12 protein-coding genes are annotated in these 15,613 nt (G+C 43.0%); 6 read left to right on the top strand and 6 right to left on the bottom strand.

Features of this window, described 5'->3' with window-relative positions; translation table 11 throughout:
- Positions 1–4 precede the first annotated feature (4 nt).
- Positions 5–487 (top strand): divergent PAP2 family protein, encoded by a 483-nt coding sequence (locus PL11201_RS18490; protein ID WP_079680370.1) that lies wholly within the window; start codon positions 5–7, stop codon positions 485–487.
- A gap of 138 nt (positions 488–625) precedes the next feature.
- On the opposite strand, the gene PL11201_RS18485 is transcribed toward PL11201_RS18490, so the two are convergent.
- The 4 genes from PL11201_RS18485 to ltrA all read right to left on the bottom strand — a co-directional run bounded on the left by PL11201_RS18485 (position 626) and on the right by ltrA (position 4,296).
- Positions 626–1,318, bottom strand: a complete 693-nt coding sequence (locus tag PL11201_RS18485) for a hypothetical protein (protein ID WP_079680369.1) — start codon at positions 1,316–1,318, stop codon at positions 626–628.
- 74 nt (positions 1,319–1,392) lie between these two features.
- A complete protein-coding gene (locus PL11201_RS18480; RefSeq protein ID WP_079680368.1) occupies positions 1,393–1,722 on the bottom strand; it encodes an MgPME-cyclase complex family protein in 330 nt (109 codons plus the stop codon).
- Positions 1,723–1,762: 40 nt separating this feature from the next.
- The gene (locus PL11201_RS18475) at positions 1,763–2,443 is read right to left on the bottom strand and encodes a pyridoxine 5'-phosphate synthase (protein ID WP_079680367.1); all 681 of its coding nucleotides are present in this window, start codon (positions 2,441–2,443) and stop codon (positions 1,763–1,765) included.
- A 113-nt stretch (positions 2,444–2,556) separates the two neighbouring features.
- The gene (gene ltrA, locus PL11201_RS18470) at positions 2,557–4,296 is read right to left on the bottom strand and encodes a group II intron reverse transcriptase/maturase (protein ID WP_079680366.1); all 1,740 of its coding nucleotides are present in this window, start codon (positions 4,294–4,296) and stop codon (positions 2,557–2,559) included.
- A 1,157-nt stretch (positions 4,297–5,453) separates the two neighbouring features.
- Here ltrA and PL11201_RS18465 point away from each other — a divergent pair.
- The 3 genes from PL11201_RS18465 (at position 5,454) to ftsH (ending at position 10,733) form a co-directional block, all read left to right on the top strand.
- Positions 5,454–6,689, top strand: a complete 1,236-nt coding sequence (locus tag PL11201_RS18465) for a ribulose bisphosphate carboxylase small subunit (protein WP_079680365.1) — start codon at positions 5,454–5,456, stop codon at positions 6,687–6,689.
- 197 nt (positions 6,690–6,886) lie between these two features.
- Positions 6,887–8,785 (top strand): ATP-dependent zinc metalloprotease FtsH, encoded by a 1,899-nt coding sequence (gene ftsH4, locus PL11201_RS18460; RefSeq protein ID WP_079680364.1) that lies wholly within the window; start codon positions 6,887–6,889, stop codon positions 8,783–8,785.
- A gap of 94 nt (positions 8,786–8,879) precedes the next feature.
- Complete coding sequence (ftsH, locus tag PL11201_RS18455; protein WP_079680363.1) at positions 8,880–10,733, top strand: ATP-dependent zinc metalloprotease FtsH; 1,854 nt, start codon at positions 8,880–8,882, stop codon at positions 10,731–10,733.
- 12 nt (positions 10,734–10,745) lie between these two features.
- Here ftsH and PL11201_RS18450 read toward each other — a convergent pair whose 3' ends face one another.
- The gene (locus tag PL11201_RS18450; protein ID WP_079680362.1) at positions 10,746–11,216 is read right to left on the bottom strand and encodes a DUF29 domain-containing protein; all 471 of its coding nucleotides are present in this window, start codon (positions 11,214–11,216) and stop codon (positions 10,746–10,748) included.
- 110 nt (positions 11,217–11,326) lie between these two features.
- Complete coding sequence (locus PL11201_RS18445) at positions 11,327–12,817, bottom strand: multicopper oxidase family protein (RefSeq protein ID WP_079680361.1); 1,491 nt, start codon at positions 12,815–12,817, stop codon at positions 11,327–11,329.
- 179 nt (positions 12,818–12,996) lie between these two features.
- Here PL11201_RS18445 and PL11201_RS18440 point away from each other — a divergent pair, with 179 nt between their 5' ends.
- Complete coding sequence (locus PL11201_RS18440) at positions 12,997–14,151, top strand: iron-containing alcohol dehydrogenase family protein (protein ID WP_079680360.1); 1,155 nt, start codon at positions 12,997–12,999, stop codon at positions 14,149–14,151.
- 266 nt (positions 14,152–14,417) lie between these two features.
- Positions 14,418–15,605, top strand: a complete 1,188-nt coding sequence (locus PL11201_RS18435; RefSeq protein ID WP_079680359.1) for an aspartate aminotransferase — start codon at positions 14,418–14,420, stop codon at positions 15,603–15,605.
- Positions 15,606–15,613 lie beyond the last annotated feature (8 nt).

Raw genomic sequence — 15,613 nt, 5'->3', positions numbered from 1 at the left:
TTATATGCAAGACTTTTCTCAAATCCTCAATAACCAAGTGTTATGGGTTGCCCTGTTAGCCTGTATTCTGGCTCAACTTTCTAAATTAGCGGTGGAGCTAGTCCAACATGGCAAAATTAATCTGCGGGTGTTGGTGACAACCGGAGGAATGCCCAGTTCCCATTCGGCTTTTGTGGGGGCTTTAGCAACGGGAGTTGGCAAAACCATGGGGTGGGGAAGTCCTGATTTTGCCATTGCTGTTGTTTTTGCGTTTATTGTGATGTACGATGCCGCCGGAGTTCGACAGGCCGCCGGAAAACAAGCCCGAATTTTAAATCAAATTATTGATGAAGTCTTTGAAGAAAATAAACAATTAAGCGAAGAAAGATTAATTGAATTATTAGGTCATACCCCCTTTCAAGTGATTGTGGGTTTAGGGTTGGGGATTGCTATTGCATCAATTGCCGAGATAACTTGGCCCGTGCATCTTGTCCAAACTTCTCTATAAAAACCTGGTTTTCCCATGCCCATAGGTACCAGAGGAATCGCGCCCAACAGTTAGCACGAAGACTAATGCAGCAAACCGTTTGCAGTAAAGTTTTTTCTTCCCCATTCCCTATTCCCTATTCCCTGTTCCCTCCTAAAGCTAAGGTTTAACCGTCGGACTAACTACTGTTACCCGGTTACTATCCACTAATATTGACCAAAAGCCCCGACTGCTTAACTTCTTTAAAGTTGCTGTTGCTCGTTCGGAATCCGTCGTATATTCTACTAATAAATAGGGTCGCTGACCATAGGAAACCAAACCCACATTCTCACCGACTAGGGTTCTTAACTTTTGAACTAATTCCGGCTGATTCAAATAATCCACTAAAACTGCATAACCCGACCCCAATGTTTGAGGATTAGGTGCTAACTCTATCCTAGGGGTTGGCGGGGTTTCTCGAACAATTGGAGTCTGGCCAAGACTAGAATTAGGACTCGGACGGGGTATAGCCGTGACCTCCTGTTTCACCACATAGGCGGGTAACTTAACCTTATCCTGTAGATAGGTAGCCCAATCCTCGGCAATTAAAGGATCACTAAATCCTCCCACCCGGGTCACTAAATTTGTCAAATAGCGACAAACCTCACTATTGATGTCATTGGGTAACGTGCGCTGCACCAATTTTTGTTCCTCTGAAGTGTTACTGACAATTAATAACAAATATTCTCCAGGCTTTGGTGCGGCACACGTTTCCTGGGCTGAACTGGTTTGGACTGCTAAACCCCAACTGGTGGCCGTAAGCAGACTAGAAACCCAGATGGCAGATAACCTTTTGACACCACTTTGACGCATAAACACCGCAGTTGACAACAATTAAGCAACAGCTTTCATTGTACTGATCACGGTCAACTATTGGATCGGGATTTTCAAACCGCCGTTGCTAAAGACTTTAAAGCATCAGGAATACTAGCGGTCGGGGCTTGAAATTCTCCAGTAAGCACATACTCCAAACGCAATTTTAACCAGACCACCACTTGTTTATTGGTGGAAATAATCGCCACCGCCGGTTGAGGGCATCTGGCTTTAATATCAGCCATTTCCGGCGCTTCTAAAAAAGCCGGTTGCTGCACCAACCAAAAATCAATTTCCTTTTCCTGTTCCTGATAGTTGCGTTCGCGTTCGCGCAACACTTCTTCTAAGGGTTCTTCCTCAAGTAAAAACTTGTGACTGCCTAAAACGTAGTAATAAGTCTGCATGGTTAATCGTTGTAAATTCTATTATGGGACGATTTCTGGCTTAAAGTTGCCCAAGAATCGCTTGTTTCATTTCTCGGACGGCTCGCTCTAAACCGACGAGAACTGCCCGACTTATTATTGTATGACCAATGTTGAGTTCTTCCATCCCTTCGAGGGCGGCAACGGGATAAACATTCCAGTAGGTTAACCCATGTCCGGCATTCACCCGTAGTCCGGCTTCTAAGGCCCGTTGACACCCCTCGGCTAAAATCCCCAGTTCCCTAACCTGGTCTTCCCCTGTGGCTTCTGCATAGCATCCCGTATGCAGTTCGATGAATTTAGCCCCCACTTGAGCCGAGGCTGCAATTTGTTCGGGGTTAGCATTGATAAATAAACTCACCGGAATTCCGGCTTCCTGTAGGGTGGTTACTACATCGGTCATCCGAGGAATTTGTCCAGCGATCTCTAACCCCCCTTCGGTGGTAATTTCTTCCCGACGTTCGGGAACCAGGGTTATATAGTCGGGTTTGATTTCTAAGGCGATCGCTACCATTTCATCGGTCGCCGCCATTTCTAAATTCAGATGGGTTCTCACCGTTTGGCGCAATAGTCGCACATCCCGATCTTGAATATGGCGTCGATCTTCGCGCAAATGCACCGTAATCCCATCAGCCCCCGCTAATTCCGCAAGCACAGCCCCCGCTACGGGATCGGGTTCAACGGTACGACGGGCTTGGCGAATCGTGGGTTAGAGTCGATAGGAGCGTTACCACTCCTACCTCTCCTTCAGAACCGTGCATGAAACTTTCGCCTCACACGGCTCCTTGATAACTCCATCCTTGTTACGGATACGATTCAAAACGGGTTATTTTCATAATTCTCAACTATTGGTAATTGGTTACTTTTAGTTGAAGAACCATCATTAGCCGTCTTTGTGTCGTGACAATGTTTGTGTAGAAGTTGAAGGTTTTCGTAGATGTCTTTTCCACCTAACGATGTTGGTTTAATATGGTCAACTTCCACAATGTCTGTACTTGTAAAATACAGACCACAGTGAGGACAAATACCCTTTTGTTTCTTAATAAGTGTTGCCACTCTTTTAGGAGTCTCAGGATATTCGCCTCGTCGTTTACTCCAGTAAATCCAGTTACCATCGTACGGACTAGCTTTACCCTTAATCTTTGTATGCCTTACGATTGGCGTACTGTTATGGGTGAATAATTCTAATCCATCTTCTGTACTGAAACACCAATTTCTGTTGCCTACTGTTCTCCAGTATTTGTCTTTATTGATGTTCCCTTTTCCCCTCGTTCTTGCCCATGTTCTCAACTTGTTATAGGTTAGTTTATCTGCTTTTGAAAAAGTTTTTTTACTAACCACTGTTGAGTAATAGTTTGACCAGCCTCTAATAATTGGATTCAGCTTACTAATTAAGGCAGCTTGTGGGGCAGTCTTATGGGAATCTATTACTTCAGCTATTTTGACAAGATGAGTTTTGATTTTGGATTTTGAGGGTGTGATTAATGTATTAAAACCTAGCGGTGTTCCATTTGTGGTTTTTGCACAACGGTAGATACCCGATTTGTGTTGTTGAATGTGGAACCCTAAGAACTCAAACCCAACATTTTCTTCAATTTTATTGAGAGTGTGGGTTAATTTTGTTTTACTTGATTTTAATTCCAATCCCATGTCAGTTAACCAATCAGCAATTATCTCTTGACACTTTTTGACTACGTTTAAATCCTCATGGATTATCACAAAGTCATCAGCGTAACGGATTAAACTCAGGGATTCACGGTTAGGCCGTTTGCTTCCTTTTAGAGTTTCAGCGTATTGCTTAACTCTTTCTTCCATACCATGTAGGGCAATATTCGCAAGTAGGGGTGAAATTACTCCTCCTTGTGGTGTACCATCATTGGTAGGAAAAAGTTCTTTTCCGTCCATGTACCCTGCTTTGAGCCATGTCTTTATTAGGCGGCTTAATGTAGGGTATGTGTGTATCTTGGAGATTAACGCTTTGTGGTCTATGCGGTCGAAGCATTTGGCAATATCAGCATCCAGCACATATTTTTGCTTTTTGTTGATACTTATGTATATTGCATCAATCGCATCATGGCATGAGCGTCCTGGTCTGAAACCATAACTGTTTGGCTCAAATTTGGCCTCCCATTCTGGTTCTAACGCTATTTTTACTAACGCTTGCAATGCGCGGTCGTTAATTGTGGGTATCCCTAATGGACGGGTTTCGATTGAACCAGGTTTGGGAATATTAACTCTACGAGTTGGTTTTACCTTATTGGTTAACTTTAATCGTCCTACCAAGTTCATACGTTGCTTTGGGGTCAGAGATTTAATTCCATCCACTCCGGCTGTATTTTTTCCTTGGTTATTTTGTGTTACCCTGCGAACCGCGATACATTTAGCACTCCAGGAATTAATCAGGGTCTTTTGAAGTTTACGAACTGCTTTAACATCGCCTCGTTCACTCGCTTGAAATATTCGCTTTTGCAACTTAAAAGTTACCTTTTCTAACTTGCGCCAGTTAAGGTCTTTCCACTCCACCGTCTGATTGTTCAGCGTTTTAGATATATTCATTGCTACTTGTTCTATTTCTTTGGAATTACCGAGTATCTGTCAGCATATCCTTGTTATTACAGCAAGGCATTCGCTTTTGATACCATCCCTTCCCCATATATCATTCGTTAGCTACTTACTGGATTTCGACCTATCCAGAGATATATGGGGATTACTTCGTTCCGATTACACATTTGTTTGAAGTCTTTAGCGTGATGCTCTCCACCGGGTTTATTGGGCAGTGCTTATAAGTCGGATATAGAATCGCTTATGCCCTATCCTTGCCTTTTGGCTTGGTGCTAATCAGTCTTTTACCGTATTTTTCATCGGGTTTAATCTTGATTTAGCCATTGCACCATCATTGATTACGATGGTTCAGACACATCTTTGTTTTTGCTACGCATGGACTTCTTGCTCGATAGTTACCAGTTTTGGCTACCAGTAGTTCTACCTTTTAACCCCGCTTTAGCCTGTTGGTTGCTATCCAGTCAAACTAGGGGTTATGCTTTCACCTCAGCACTTGAGAGATGGGACTTGTAAATTTTTATTACTTATCTCTGAATTTCGTAACATTTCGTTACTTTAGAGGTTTTGTGATATTTCTTTACTCACCCATAAATGTAATCAGTTATCACCAGTTTCATTAACTGGGTTAACCGTCCCACAAGCTTTCCAGCTTATTTTAGGTTAAACGAATCGCACCTATATGGTCAATATTGACTCCCAGTGTCGGCAATTTTTCTCCCTCCTTGTATCCATATCGTCCTTCACCTTGACAAATAATTCCACGGCGGTCAAGTCGAGTCCCTTGAGCAAAATGTAGTATAATTGAAACTATTTTGTAGCTCAATGATTTACAAAACTAGACCGTACAGTCTATGATAGTTTAAGAACAAGACTATACCGTCTAATAAATCCGCATGAGGGCGCACTTATGGATATTATTTCTTTAGTTATCATTTTAGGTGTGGTTGTGGCATCGGATGAAATTCTCAACAATCAATTAAAAGTCTCAAAACGCCTATTAGATTGGTTAGATCGGCAATAGGGAATGGGTAATAGGTAATAAGTAATGGGTAATAGTGATTTATTTTTCCAGTAATAAATTAACTCTTGCACTGACAACTGATAACTCTTACACTGATAACTGATAACTGATGACTGATGACTGATTCAATATGTCTTATTATGTCTCGCCTCGTTTTCTCGATAAACTAGCTGTTCATATCACCAAAAATTTCTTACAATTGCCTGGGGTGCGAGTTCCTTTGATCTTAGGAATTCACGGACGCAAGGGAGAAGGAAAAACCTTTCAGTGTGAATTAGTTTTTGAGAAAATGGGGTTTGAACCCGTGATGATCTCCGGTGGAGAATTAGAAAGTCCCGATGCGGGAGATCCAGCCCGGTTAATTCGATTAAGGTATCGGGAAGCCTCGGAACAAGTGAAGGTTCGGGGGCAAATGTGCGCCTTATTTATTAATGATTTGGATGCGGGTGCGGGACGGTTTGATTCGGGAACTCAATATACCGTTAATACTCAATTAGTCAACGCTACATTAATGAATATAGCGGATAATCCCACTAATGTACAATTACCCGGAAGTTATGATGCAACGCCCTTAAATCGGATTCCAATTATCGTTACAGGAAATGATTTTTCCACCTTATATGCGCCTTTAATTCGGGATGGAAGGATGGAAAAATTTTATTGGGAACCGACGAGAGAAGAACGCATTGGTGTGTTACGGGGAATTTTTCCCACGGGGGAACTATCCCAACAGGATATTACCGAATTAGTAGATACTTTTCCTGAACAATCCCTGGACTTTTTTAGTGCCGTGCGATCGCGGATTTATGATGAACAAATTCGTGACTTTATTCATAAATTGGGAGTAGAAAGCATTTCTAAACGGATTGTTAATAGTACGGAAAAACCCCCCGAATTCCAGAACCCCAATTTTAAATTATCCCATTTAATTGAAATGGGTAAATTGATGGTCGGGGAACAAAAACGCATTCAAGATATGCGATTAGTAGAAGAATATAATCAATTTCGGACATTTAATAGTCAATTTGGAGCCTCCACAATCCCGGTAAATTCTGAAAATCCCGTGAGTTTTCGGAGTCCAGTTGAACCGAATACCCAGAGTAGTAAATTACCCCTTGAAGTGCTAGAAAAAATCGATTATATTTTATCTAGTGGCTATCGGGTTAGCCTAGAATCTGCTGATCAACGTCGATTCAAAACCGGGTCATGGAATAGTTGTGGGTTAAACAGTAATGAATCAAAAGCCACTATTATTCAAGGAATTGAAGCCTGTTTAACCGAACATCCCCAGGATTATATTCGTTTATTAGGAATTGATCCCATTGCCAAGCGGCGAGTCATCGAAATAATCATTCAGAAACCCTAATCAGAGAAGGTTTGTAGCCAAAAGTCAAGGGTTTTGTGTTATACAACCAATTTGAAATTGTTATATAATATAGGAATCCCAAATAAATTCTAACAATTTCAGACTTTGATAAAATCACTAAAAGTTCATTACCCATTACTTATTACCAATTCGTAATTCGTAATTACCCCTTAGCAGTCAACCTTTAACCAAATACAATGAGTGTAAAAGACAAACCTAAATTTCCCCGTAATCTTCCCATCGGAAGTATTTTATTTTGGTTAGGAATTATCTTTTTAATTGCTAACCTCACCTTACCTGGATTATTCGGGCCACAAATTCCCCAGGTTCCCTATAGTTTATTCATTAAACAAGTCGAAGACGGACAAGTGTCCCAAGTTTATCTTAGCCAAGATCAAATCCGCTATTTAGTCAAAGGAGAACAGGAAGAAGCCGGACAAATCCTATCAACTACTCCAATTTTTGATATGGATTTACCCAAACGTTTAGAAGCCAAAGGGGTGGAATTTGCCGCCGCCGCACCGCCTAAAAATACTTGGTTTTCCAGTTTACTCGGTTGGGTGATTCCCCCCTTAATTTTTGTGGGAATTTGGGTCGCCGTCGGACAATTTATGCAAAGTCGAGGCGGAGGATTAGGAGGGCCACAGGGGGCACTTTCTATTAGTAAGAGTAAAGCCAAGGTTTATGTCGAGAATGAAGCAACTAAAGTCACCTTTGCAGATGTAGCCGGGGTAGAAGAAGCCAAAACCGAATTAGAAGAAGTGGTGGAATTCTTAAAGACTCCCCAACGATTTTTACAAATCGGAGCTCGAATTCCTAAAGGGGTGTTATTAGTCGGCCCTCCAGGAACAGGAAAAACCCTATTAGCTAAAGCCGTAGCCGGAGAAGCAGGGGTTCCATTCTTTAGCATTTCTGGTTCGGAATTCGTAGAATTGTTCGTCGGTGCCGGGGCGGCGCGGGTGCGAGATTTATTTGAACAAGCCAAAAAGAAAGCCCCTTGTATTATCTTTATTGACGAATTAGATGCCATTGGAAAATCCCGTTCCAGTGGCGGAATGTACGGGGGAAATGATGAACGAGAACAAACCCTAAACCAGTTATTAACCGAGATGGATGGGTTTGCCGCCGGACAAGCCACGGTGATCGTTTTAGCTGCTACTAACCGACCGGAAACCTTAGACCCGGCGTTACTGCGTCCCGGTCGATTTGATCGCCAAGTTTTAGTGGATCGTCCCGATTTATCCGGTCGTTTAATGATCCTAGAAATCTATGCTAAAAAAGTTAAAATTGGGCCCGATGTGGAGTTAAAAGCGATCGCCACTCGTACCCCTGGTTTTGCGGGCGCAGATTTAGCCAATTTAGTTAATGAAGCGGCTTTATTAGCGGCGAGAAATAAACGGGAAACCGTCAGTCAAGCCGACTTTGCCGAAGCCATTGAACGGGTCATTGCCGGGTTAGAAAAAAAATCCCGAGTTCTCAACGAAAAAGAGAAAAAAATTGTCGCCTATCATGAAGTCGGTCATGCCATTGTTGGGTCAGTAGTTTCCGGTCAAAATAAAGTTGCCAAAATCTCGATTGTGCCACGAGGAATGGCAGCATTAGGATATACTTTACAACTGCCCACCGAAGACCGTTTCCTACTCAGTGAAGAAGAAATTAAAGGCGAAATTGCCACCTTATTAGGGGGACGTTCGGCGGAAGAAGTGGTGTTTGGAAGTATTACCACCGGGGCAACAAATGACCTACAACGGGCAACGGATTTAGCTGAACGCATGGTCACCAGTTATGGGATGAGTAAAGTATTGGGGCCCTTGGCCTATGAAAAGGGTCAACAAAATACCTTTCTTGGCGATAATATGATGATGAATCCTCGCCGTTATGTCAGTGATGAAACCGCAAAAGCCATTGATGATGAGGTGAAACAATTGGTGGAAAATGCCCATGAAATTGCCCTAGATATTCTCAACCAAAATAAGGATTTAATGGAGCAAATTGCCCAACAAATATTAGAAACAGAAGTGATTGAAGGAGAAAATCTGCAACAGTTGTTAAATCAAGTTAAATATCAGGCTAAAGTTGCCACGGCGATCACATAATTAATCTATCCCCCTCTGGTTCCCTGGTTCTACCAGGGAATGACCATCAGAGGCAGAGCCGAGGTTAACGAGAGCAAACCACCAGCCAAATTTTATGAGTATTAAAAAAAGACCTAAATTACCTAGTTCTCAAAAAATTACCCAAATTATATTAATCTCAGCCGGAGTCATATTAATCGGAAATTGGTTGTTTCCTCAACTGACTCGCCCTCGTTTGCCTAAAGTTCCCTATAGTTTTTTTATCCAACAAATTGAAGATGGTAAAGTCTCCAAAGTTTTAGTCGGAGAAAACGAAATTCTTTACCAAATTAAAGCACAAAATGAACAACCGGAAAGAATTTTATCCACAACCCCAATTTTTGATTTAGAACTTCCCAAACGCTTAGAAGCTAAAGGCATTGAATTTGGAGCCTCTCCTCCTCCCAAACAAAGTTGGGTGAATGTGCTCTTAAATTGGGTAATTCCGCCCTTAATTCTAGTCGTGGCGTTTCAATATTTCATGAAACGAGATCCCCAAGGGGCATTATCCATTAATAAAAGTAAAGCCAAAGTTTTTGTTAAAGGTCAAACCGATAATATTACCTTCGCAGATGTGGCGGGAGTTGATGAAGCCAAAACCGAATTAGCCGAAATTGTTGATTTCCTGAAAAGTCCCGAAAGGTTCACCGAAATTGGGGCAAAAATTCCCAAAGGCGTGTTATTAGTCGGCCCCCCAGGAACGGGAAAAACCCTATTAGGAAAAGCCGTAGCTGGAGAAGCGGGAGTTCCCTTTTTTAGTATATCTGGTTCAGAATTTATAGAATTATTTGTCGGAACCGGAGCCGCCCGGGTACGCGATTTATTTGAACAGGCGAAAAAGAAAGCCCCCTGTATTATTTTTATTGATGAATTAGATGCTATTGGGAAGTCCAGAAGTAGTGGAAGTTTCCAAAGTGGCAGTAACGATGAACGAGAACAAACCCTGAATCAATTATTAACTGAAATGGATGGGTTTGGGGTCGGAGATGCGACGGTAATTGTATTAGCCGCCACCAACCGCCCGGAATCTTTAGACGCGGCCTTATTACGCCCCGGACGCTTTGATAGACAGGTCTTAGTGGATAGACCCGACCTGGCTGGACGTAAAGCGGTATTAGAAATTTATGCTAAAAAAGTTAAATTAGAAGATCATGTTGATTTACACACCGTTGCGACTAGAACTCCGGGTTTTGGTGGGGCAGAATTAGCCAATTTAGTTAATGAAGCTGCCCTATTAGCGGCTAGAAATCAACGCAAATTAGTTAAACAAGAGGACTTTTATGAAGCCATTGAACGGGTGGTTGCCGGGTTAGAAAAACGCAGTCGCGTGTTAAATGAAAAAGAGAAAAAAATTGTCGCCTATCATGAAGTCGGTCATGCCATTGTCGGAGCGTTAATGCCCGGAGGTGGAAAGGTGACTAAAATTTCGATTGTGCCGCGGGGAATGTCCGCTTTAGGATATACCCTGAGAATGCCAACGGAAGACCGTTTTTTAATGGATGAAATCGAATTTCGCGAACAAATTGCCATGCTATTAGGCGGACGGTCTGCTGAAGAATTAGTTTTTGGAAATGTGACTAATGGCGCTTCAGATGACCTGCAACGAGCAACGGAATTAGCTGAAAGAATGGTACTCAATTATGGGATGAGTAAAGCTTTGGGGCCCTTAGCCTATGAAAAAGCCAAAGTGAATAATTTTTTAGGCAATTCAGACGCTAATCTTCGCCGTCCCATGAGTGAAAAAACCGCCGAAGCCATTGATGATGAAGTCAAGGATATTGTTAATAATGCTCACGAAAAAGCCTTAGCTATTTTGAATTATAACCGAGACTTGTTAACAAAAATTGCTCAAAAAGTGTTAGAAACCGAAGTTATTGAAGGGGATGAATTACAACAATTGTTAGAGCAGGTTAAACCTGTATCTCGATAAGAGAGCGATCGCTTAACTTTCAGGCAAAAAATCACGCTCAAGTACCTGTTCAGAAGTCAAGGGACAAGTTAACGAAAAAACATCTAATGATAAACCCGTTTCAACGGATGCTAATATTCTAGCATCTTGATAGGTTTCATCAAAAATTTGTTCAAAATATCCCTTTAAACTGGGACTAGCTTTCAACTCTTTACTAATTCTAATCCGATGTTCTATAATCGTAGATAGCCAACTATTAGAACGGCGTTCAGGTTGATATTGATATTTGAGTAAGTGCATTAACAAAACTCGTAAATTACTCTCGATCGCTCGTTTCTCACTCCTCCCCATACTCTCTAATTCTGCAATTAAATTATCTCGATCCAGTTCTAAAAGTTTTTCTGCATTTAATAATTGAATCGTTTTTTCTATCCATAAATAAAAATCTTGCTCATACAAACTAGAGAGAGGAGGAGTTTCTGATCGGGGTTGAAAGATTGTCATTTTGTTCTTTCCCTGTTACTGATTATAGAATAGCTTAAAATTTATTGATAGACTCCCGGTGTTAATCTTCGTATAACACAGGGAGTCTATCAACGAACTGACATTTATTACTAGGCTTCAACTGCCACAATTCCCATCATGCCAAGATCTTCGTGATCAAGAACATGGCAGTGATATACAGTTTTCCCAGTAAAATCGCGGAAGGGAATCCGAATCTGAACGGTTTCATTGGCACGAATTCGTAGCGTATCTTCCCATGCCTGATAAGGATCGGGTTTACCATTGCGGCTAATCACTTGAAAGGGATTAGTATGTAGGTGAAAAGAATGTTCCATACCATCGGGATCGACATTCACAAGCTCCCAATCTTCAATTGTTCCTAACTTGACAGTGGCATCAACTCGATTCATGTCAAAGGTTTTATTATTGAATAGAAAAGCCATTTGCATTACCATGCCATTTCCCATCCCCATCAACATTGATAGTTCAATGCGGCGAGTTTTGCTAGGTTGGGGCAATGTTTCAACCGGAATCAGTTTTTCGGGTAAGGGGAGTGGTGTGGCGATCGCATCTTTATAGGTCAAGGTCGCAATCAGATCAGGCTGATTGGATATGGGCGCTGAACTACCCATCATCCCCATCCCACCCATCATCCCACCACCCATCATTCCCATGCCGCCACCGCGATCGTAGGGCAGGCTGAGTAAACGATACCGTCCTGGTGGACGCTTGCCCTGAACCAATACTTCCGCCCGTTCACCCGGAGATAACAACAGTTCGCGCAGTTCCACAGGTTTGGCGATACTGCCCCCATCGGTCGCAATTAAGTAAAACGGATGATCTTCCAAACTGAGACGATAAAACCGGGAAGTGGAAGCATTCACAATCCGAAATCGCAACAGTCCACCAGAGGGTATGGTAAATGTTGGGTTCACCTGACCATTGACAGTCAGAATCGCTCCTTCGCGCCCACGCATCAATTCCATGTGACCGGGGGCGGGAATTTGTCCATTGGCATCCAGAGCAAAGTCTTTCAAAAATAGAAATTCCTCCCTAGCCGCCCTAATTTCTGGAATATCATCTAATTCGCCGCGCACGATAAAGATGCCACCTAACCCTCCAAACACCTGCTCTGCGACCAATTCATGCAGATGGGGATGGTAGTAAAAGGTACCAGATGGATGATTTTTCGGTAAGGTGAATTCGTAGGTTTGGGTTTCGCCTGGAGGGACGCTGAGAAAGATATTGTCCGCATTTCCGGTTTGGGGAATATGCAGACCGTGATAGTGGAGATTTGTGGCCTGGGAGAGCTTATTGGTAAAATGGATTTTTACGGTGTCTCCAGGCTTGGCTTCTAGGCGTGGGCCAGGAATTTGGCCGTTGTAAGTCAATAGGTTTCCCTGTTGCTGTCCCAGTCTGATTAAACCAGGACGTGCTTCTAATGCTGTCTCTAATAGTCCGTTACTGCTGGTTGTCAGCGCAGTGAGATTAGCGGGTTGAATGGACGACACCGAATTGGTATTGTGGCTGCACTGGGTTAATGCGGCGATCGCTGTGCCAGTGCTAAGAAAGAGAAACTGGCGACGGTTGATTAAATACATATTTAATATAGGGTAATTGCTTGGTTTCCAGCTTAACTTAGCAGAATGAAATCAAGATGAAATTTGGAGTGGGGAAGGAATCTATAATCAAAAACGGTCTACAAAATTGGTAACTATTTAGTCAAATCTGGGATTAATGCGATAAAGTAAAGGATTTAGCACCACTGACTAAACTTGCCATGCCTCAAACTTCCTCAACCCAGAATCTAATATCCACTTCGGTTGTGAGTTTAAATATTGCCCCAGCCCAAGTTTTGCGCGGCAATAACGCCTTAACACAAGCAGGAGAGGCGATCGCAGGCTTTGGTCAACGACCCTTAATCATTGGGGGCGATCGTTCCTTACCCCTCACCATTCAAGCCCTACAACCGATTTTAGAGCGTCATCAACTCCAATATTCTCAAGTCTCCTACGGCGCTGACTGTAGCGAAACCAGCCTAACCGCCCTACGTCAAGCCGTTAGTAACCATAAAGCCGATTTTATTATTGGGACGGGAGGCGGAAAAGCCCTAGATGCGGCTAAACTGATCGCCCATCAATGCCATCTCCCTATCGTCACTATTCCTACTTCTGGGGCAACCTGCGCCGCTTGGACAGCCCTCTCTAATGTCTATTCCGAGGATGGGGCGTTTTTATATGATGTGAGTTTAGCCCGTTGTCCCGATTTATTGATTTTGGACTATACCCTAATTCAGACTGCCCCTAAACGGATGTTAGTCGCAGGCATTGGAGATGCGATCGCTAAATGGTATGAAGCCTCCGTCAGCAGTGGACATTCCGATCAAACCTTCATGATTGCTGCGGTACAACAGGCGCGAGTCCTGCGAGATATTCTATTACAAAAATCCCTAACCGCCCTACATGAACCGGGGGGCGAAACCTGGCGGGAAGTTGTTGATGCAACGGTATTACTCGCCGGAGTAATTGGCGGTATTGGGGGTGCTCAATGTCGCACCGTAGCCGCCCATGCGGTTCATAATGGCTTAACCCATGTGGCAGCCAGTCATGGGACTTTACACGGGGAAAAAGTCGCCTTTGGGATTTTAGTACAACTGCGTTTAGAGGAAATGGTACAGGGCAACCAACTCGCGGCCACTGCTAGACAACAATTATTAAAGTTTTACACCGATTTAGGTTTACCCCAAACCCTGAATGATTTGGGGATGGGAGAAATCACCTTAGCCCAACTGCGACAAGCCGCCGATGTTGCCTGTAATGAGCGTTCTGATATTCACCGTTTACCCTTTAAAGTGGTTCCCGAACAGTTAATGGCCGCTATGGTATCAACTACAGCCCCAATAGTTGAAGTCAAGCTGAAGAATTCAACTCCTTAACTCTATATTAGGAAAGAGGGAACAGGGAACAGGGAACAGGGAATGGGGAAATACTAAAGACCCCTACCCTGAGTCCTAGACAAATTGCGATATCAGAATTAAGAATTGAGACGGGAAGGAAAAAAGTAGACCCGATTAGGGGACAATAAAGAACTACCCATTAGGGCTAGAGATTGAATTATTTTGATTCATTTTCCCAACCTTAAATTGAGAAGGGATTTTTTTCCGTAACAGAACCTATAGTTTTAACCTCACATTATCGACCAATGACATTAGATTGGATTAGCCCTGCTGACCGGATACAAGCCTTACCTCCCTATGTTTTTGCCCGTTTAGATGAATTGAAAGCCCGAGCCCGTCAACAGGGCTTAGATCTCATTGATTTGGGTATGGGAAACCCCGACGGGGCTACCCCGCAACCGGTGGTTGAAGCTGCAATTCAAGCCCTACAAAATCCGGCAAATCATGGCTATCCACCCTTTGAAGGGACAGCTAATTTTAGACTCGCAATTACCAATTGGTATCACCGTCGTTATGGTGTTTCCCTCGACCCCAATGGCGAAGCCTTACCCCTATTAGGGTCAAAGGAAGGATTAGGTCATTTGGCTTTAGCTTATATTAATCCGGGGGATTTAGTCTTAGTCCCGAGTCCTTCCTATCCCGTACATTTTCGCGGGCCGATTATTGCCGGGGGGAAGGTTCACTCTATTATTTTGAAGCCGGAAAATAACTGGTTAATTGATTTAGGTTCGATTCCTGATTCTGTGGCTGAACAAGCTAAAATTCTCTATTTTAATTATCCCAGTAACCCCACGGGTGCAACCGCCCCTCGAGAATTTTTTGAAGAAATTGTTGCCTTTGCCCATAAATATCAAATTCTGCTGGTTCACGATTTATGTTATGCCGAATTAGCCTTTGACGGTTATCAACCGACCAGTTTATTAGAAATTCCTGGGGGAAAGGAAATTGGGGTGGAATTCCACACTATGTCTAAAACCTATAATATGGCGGGTTGGCGGGTGGGATTTGCGGTGGGCAATTCTAAGGTTTTACAGGGGTTAAGAACCTTAAAAACTAATTTAGATTATGGAGTATTTTCGGCTCTACAGGCGGCCGCAGAAACGGCTTTAAGTTTGCCGGATTCTTACCTGAAAGAAGTTCAAGAACGCTATTGTACCCGGCGAGATTTTCTGATTAAAGGGTTAGCAGAATTGGGCTGGACTGTGCCTAAAACCTTAGCTACCATGTATTTATGGGTTCCCTGTCCTCCGGGGATGAATTCCACGGATTTTGCCCTGACGGTCTTACAACAAACGGGTGTGGTTTTTACCCCAGGAAATGCCTTTGGTATGGGGGGAGAGGGCTATTTTAGAATTAGTTTAATTGCAGATTGCGATCGCTTGGGAGAAGCCTTAAACCGCTTAAAAGATGCTAATATTCGGTATCAACCCTAAGCCGTTGT

The organism is Planktothrix sp. PCC 11201, assembly GCF_900009135.1.
In the GTDB taxonomy this organism is placed as follows: Bacteria; Cyanobacteriota; Cyanobacteriia; order Cyanobacteriales; family Microcoleaceae; genus Planktothrix.
The sequence above is the reverse complement of the archived record's forward strand: the minus strand, read 5'-3'. Positions and strand labels throughout refer to the sequence as shown.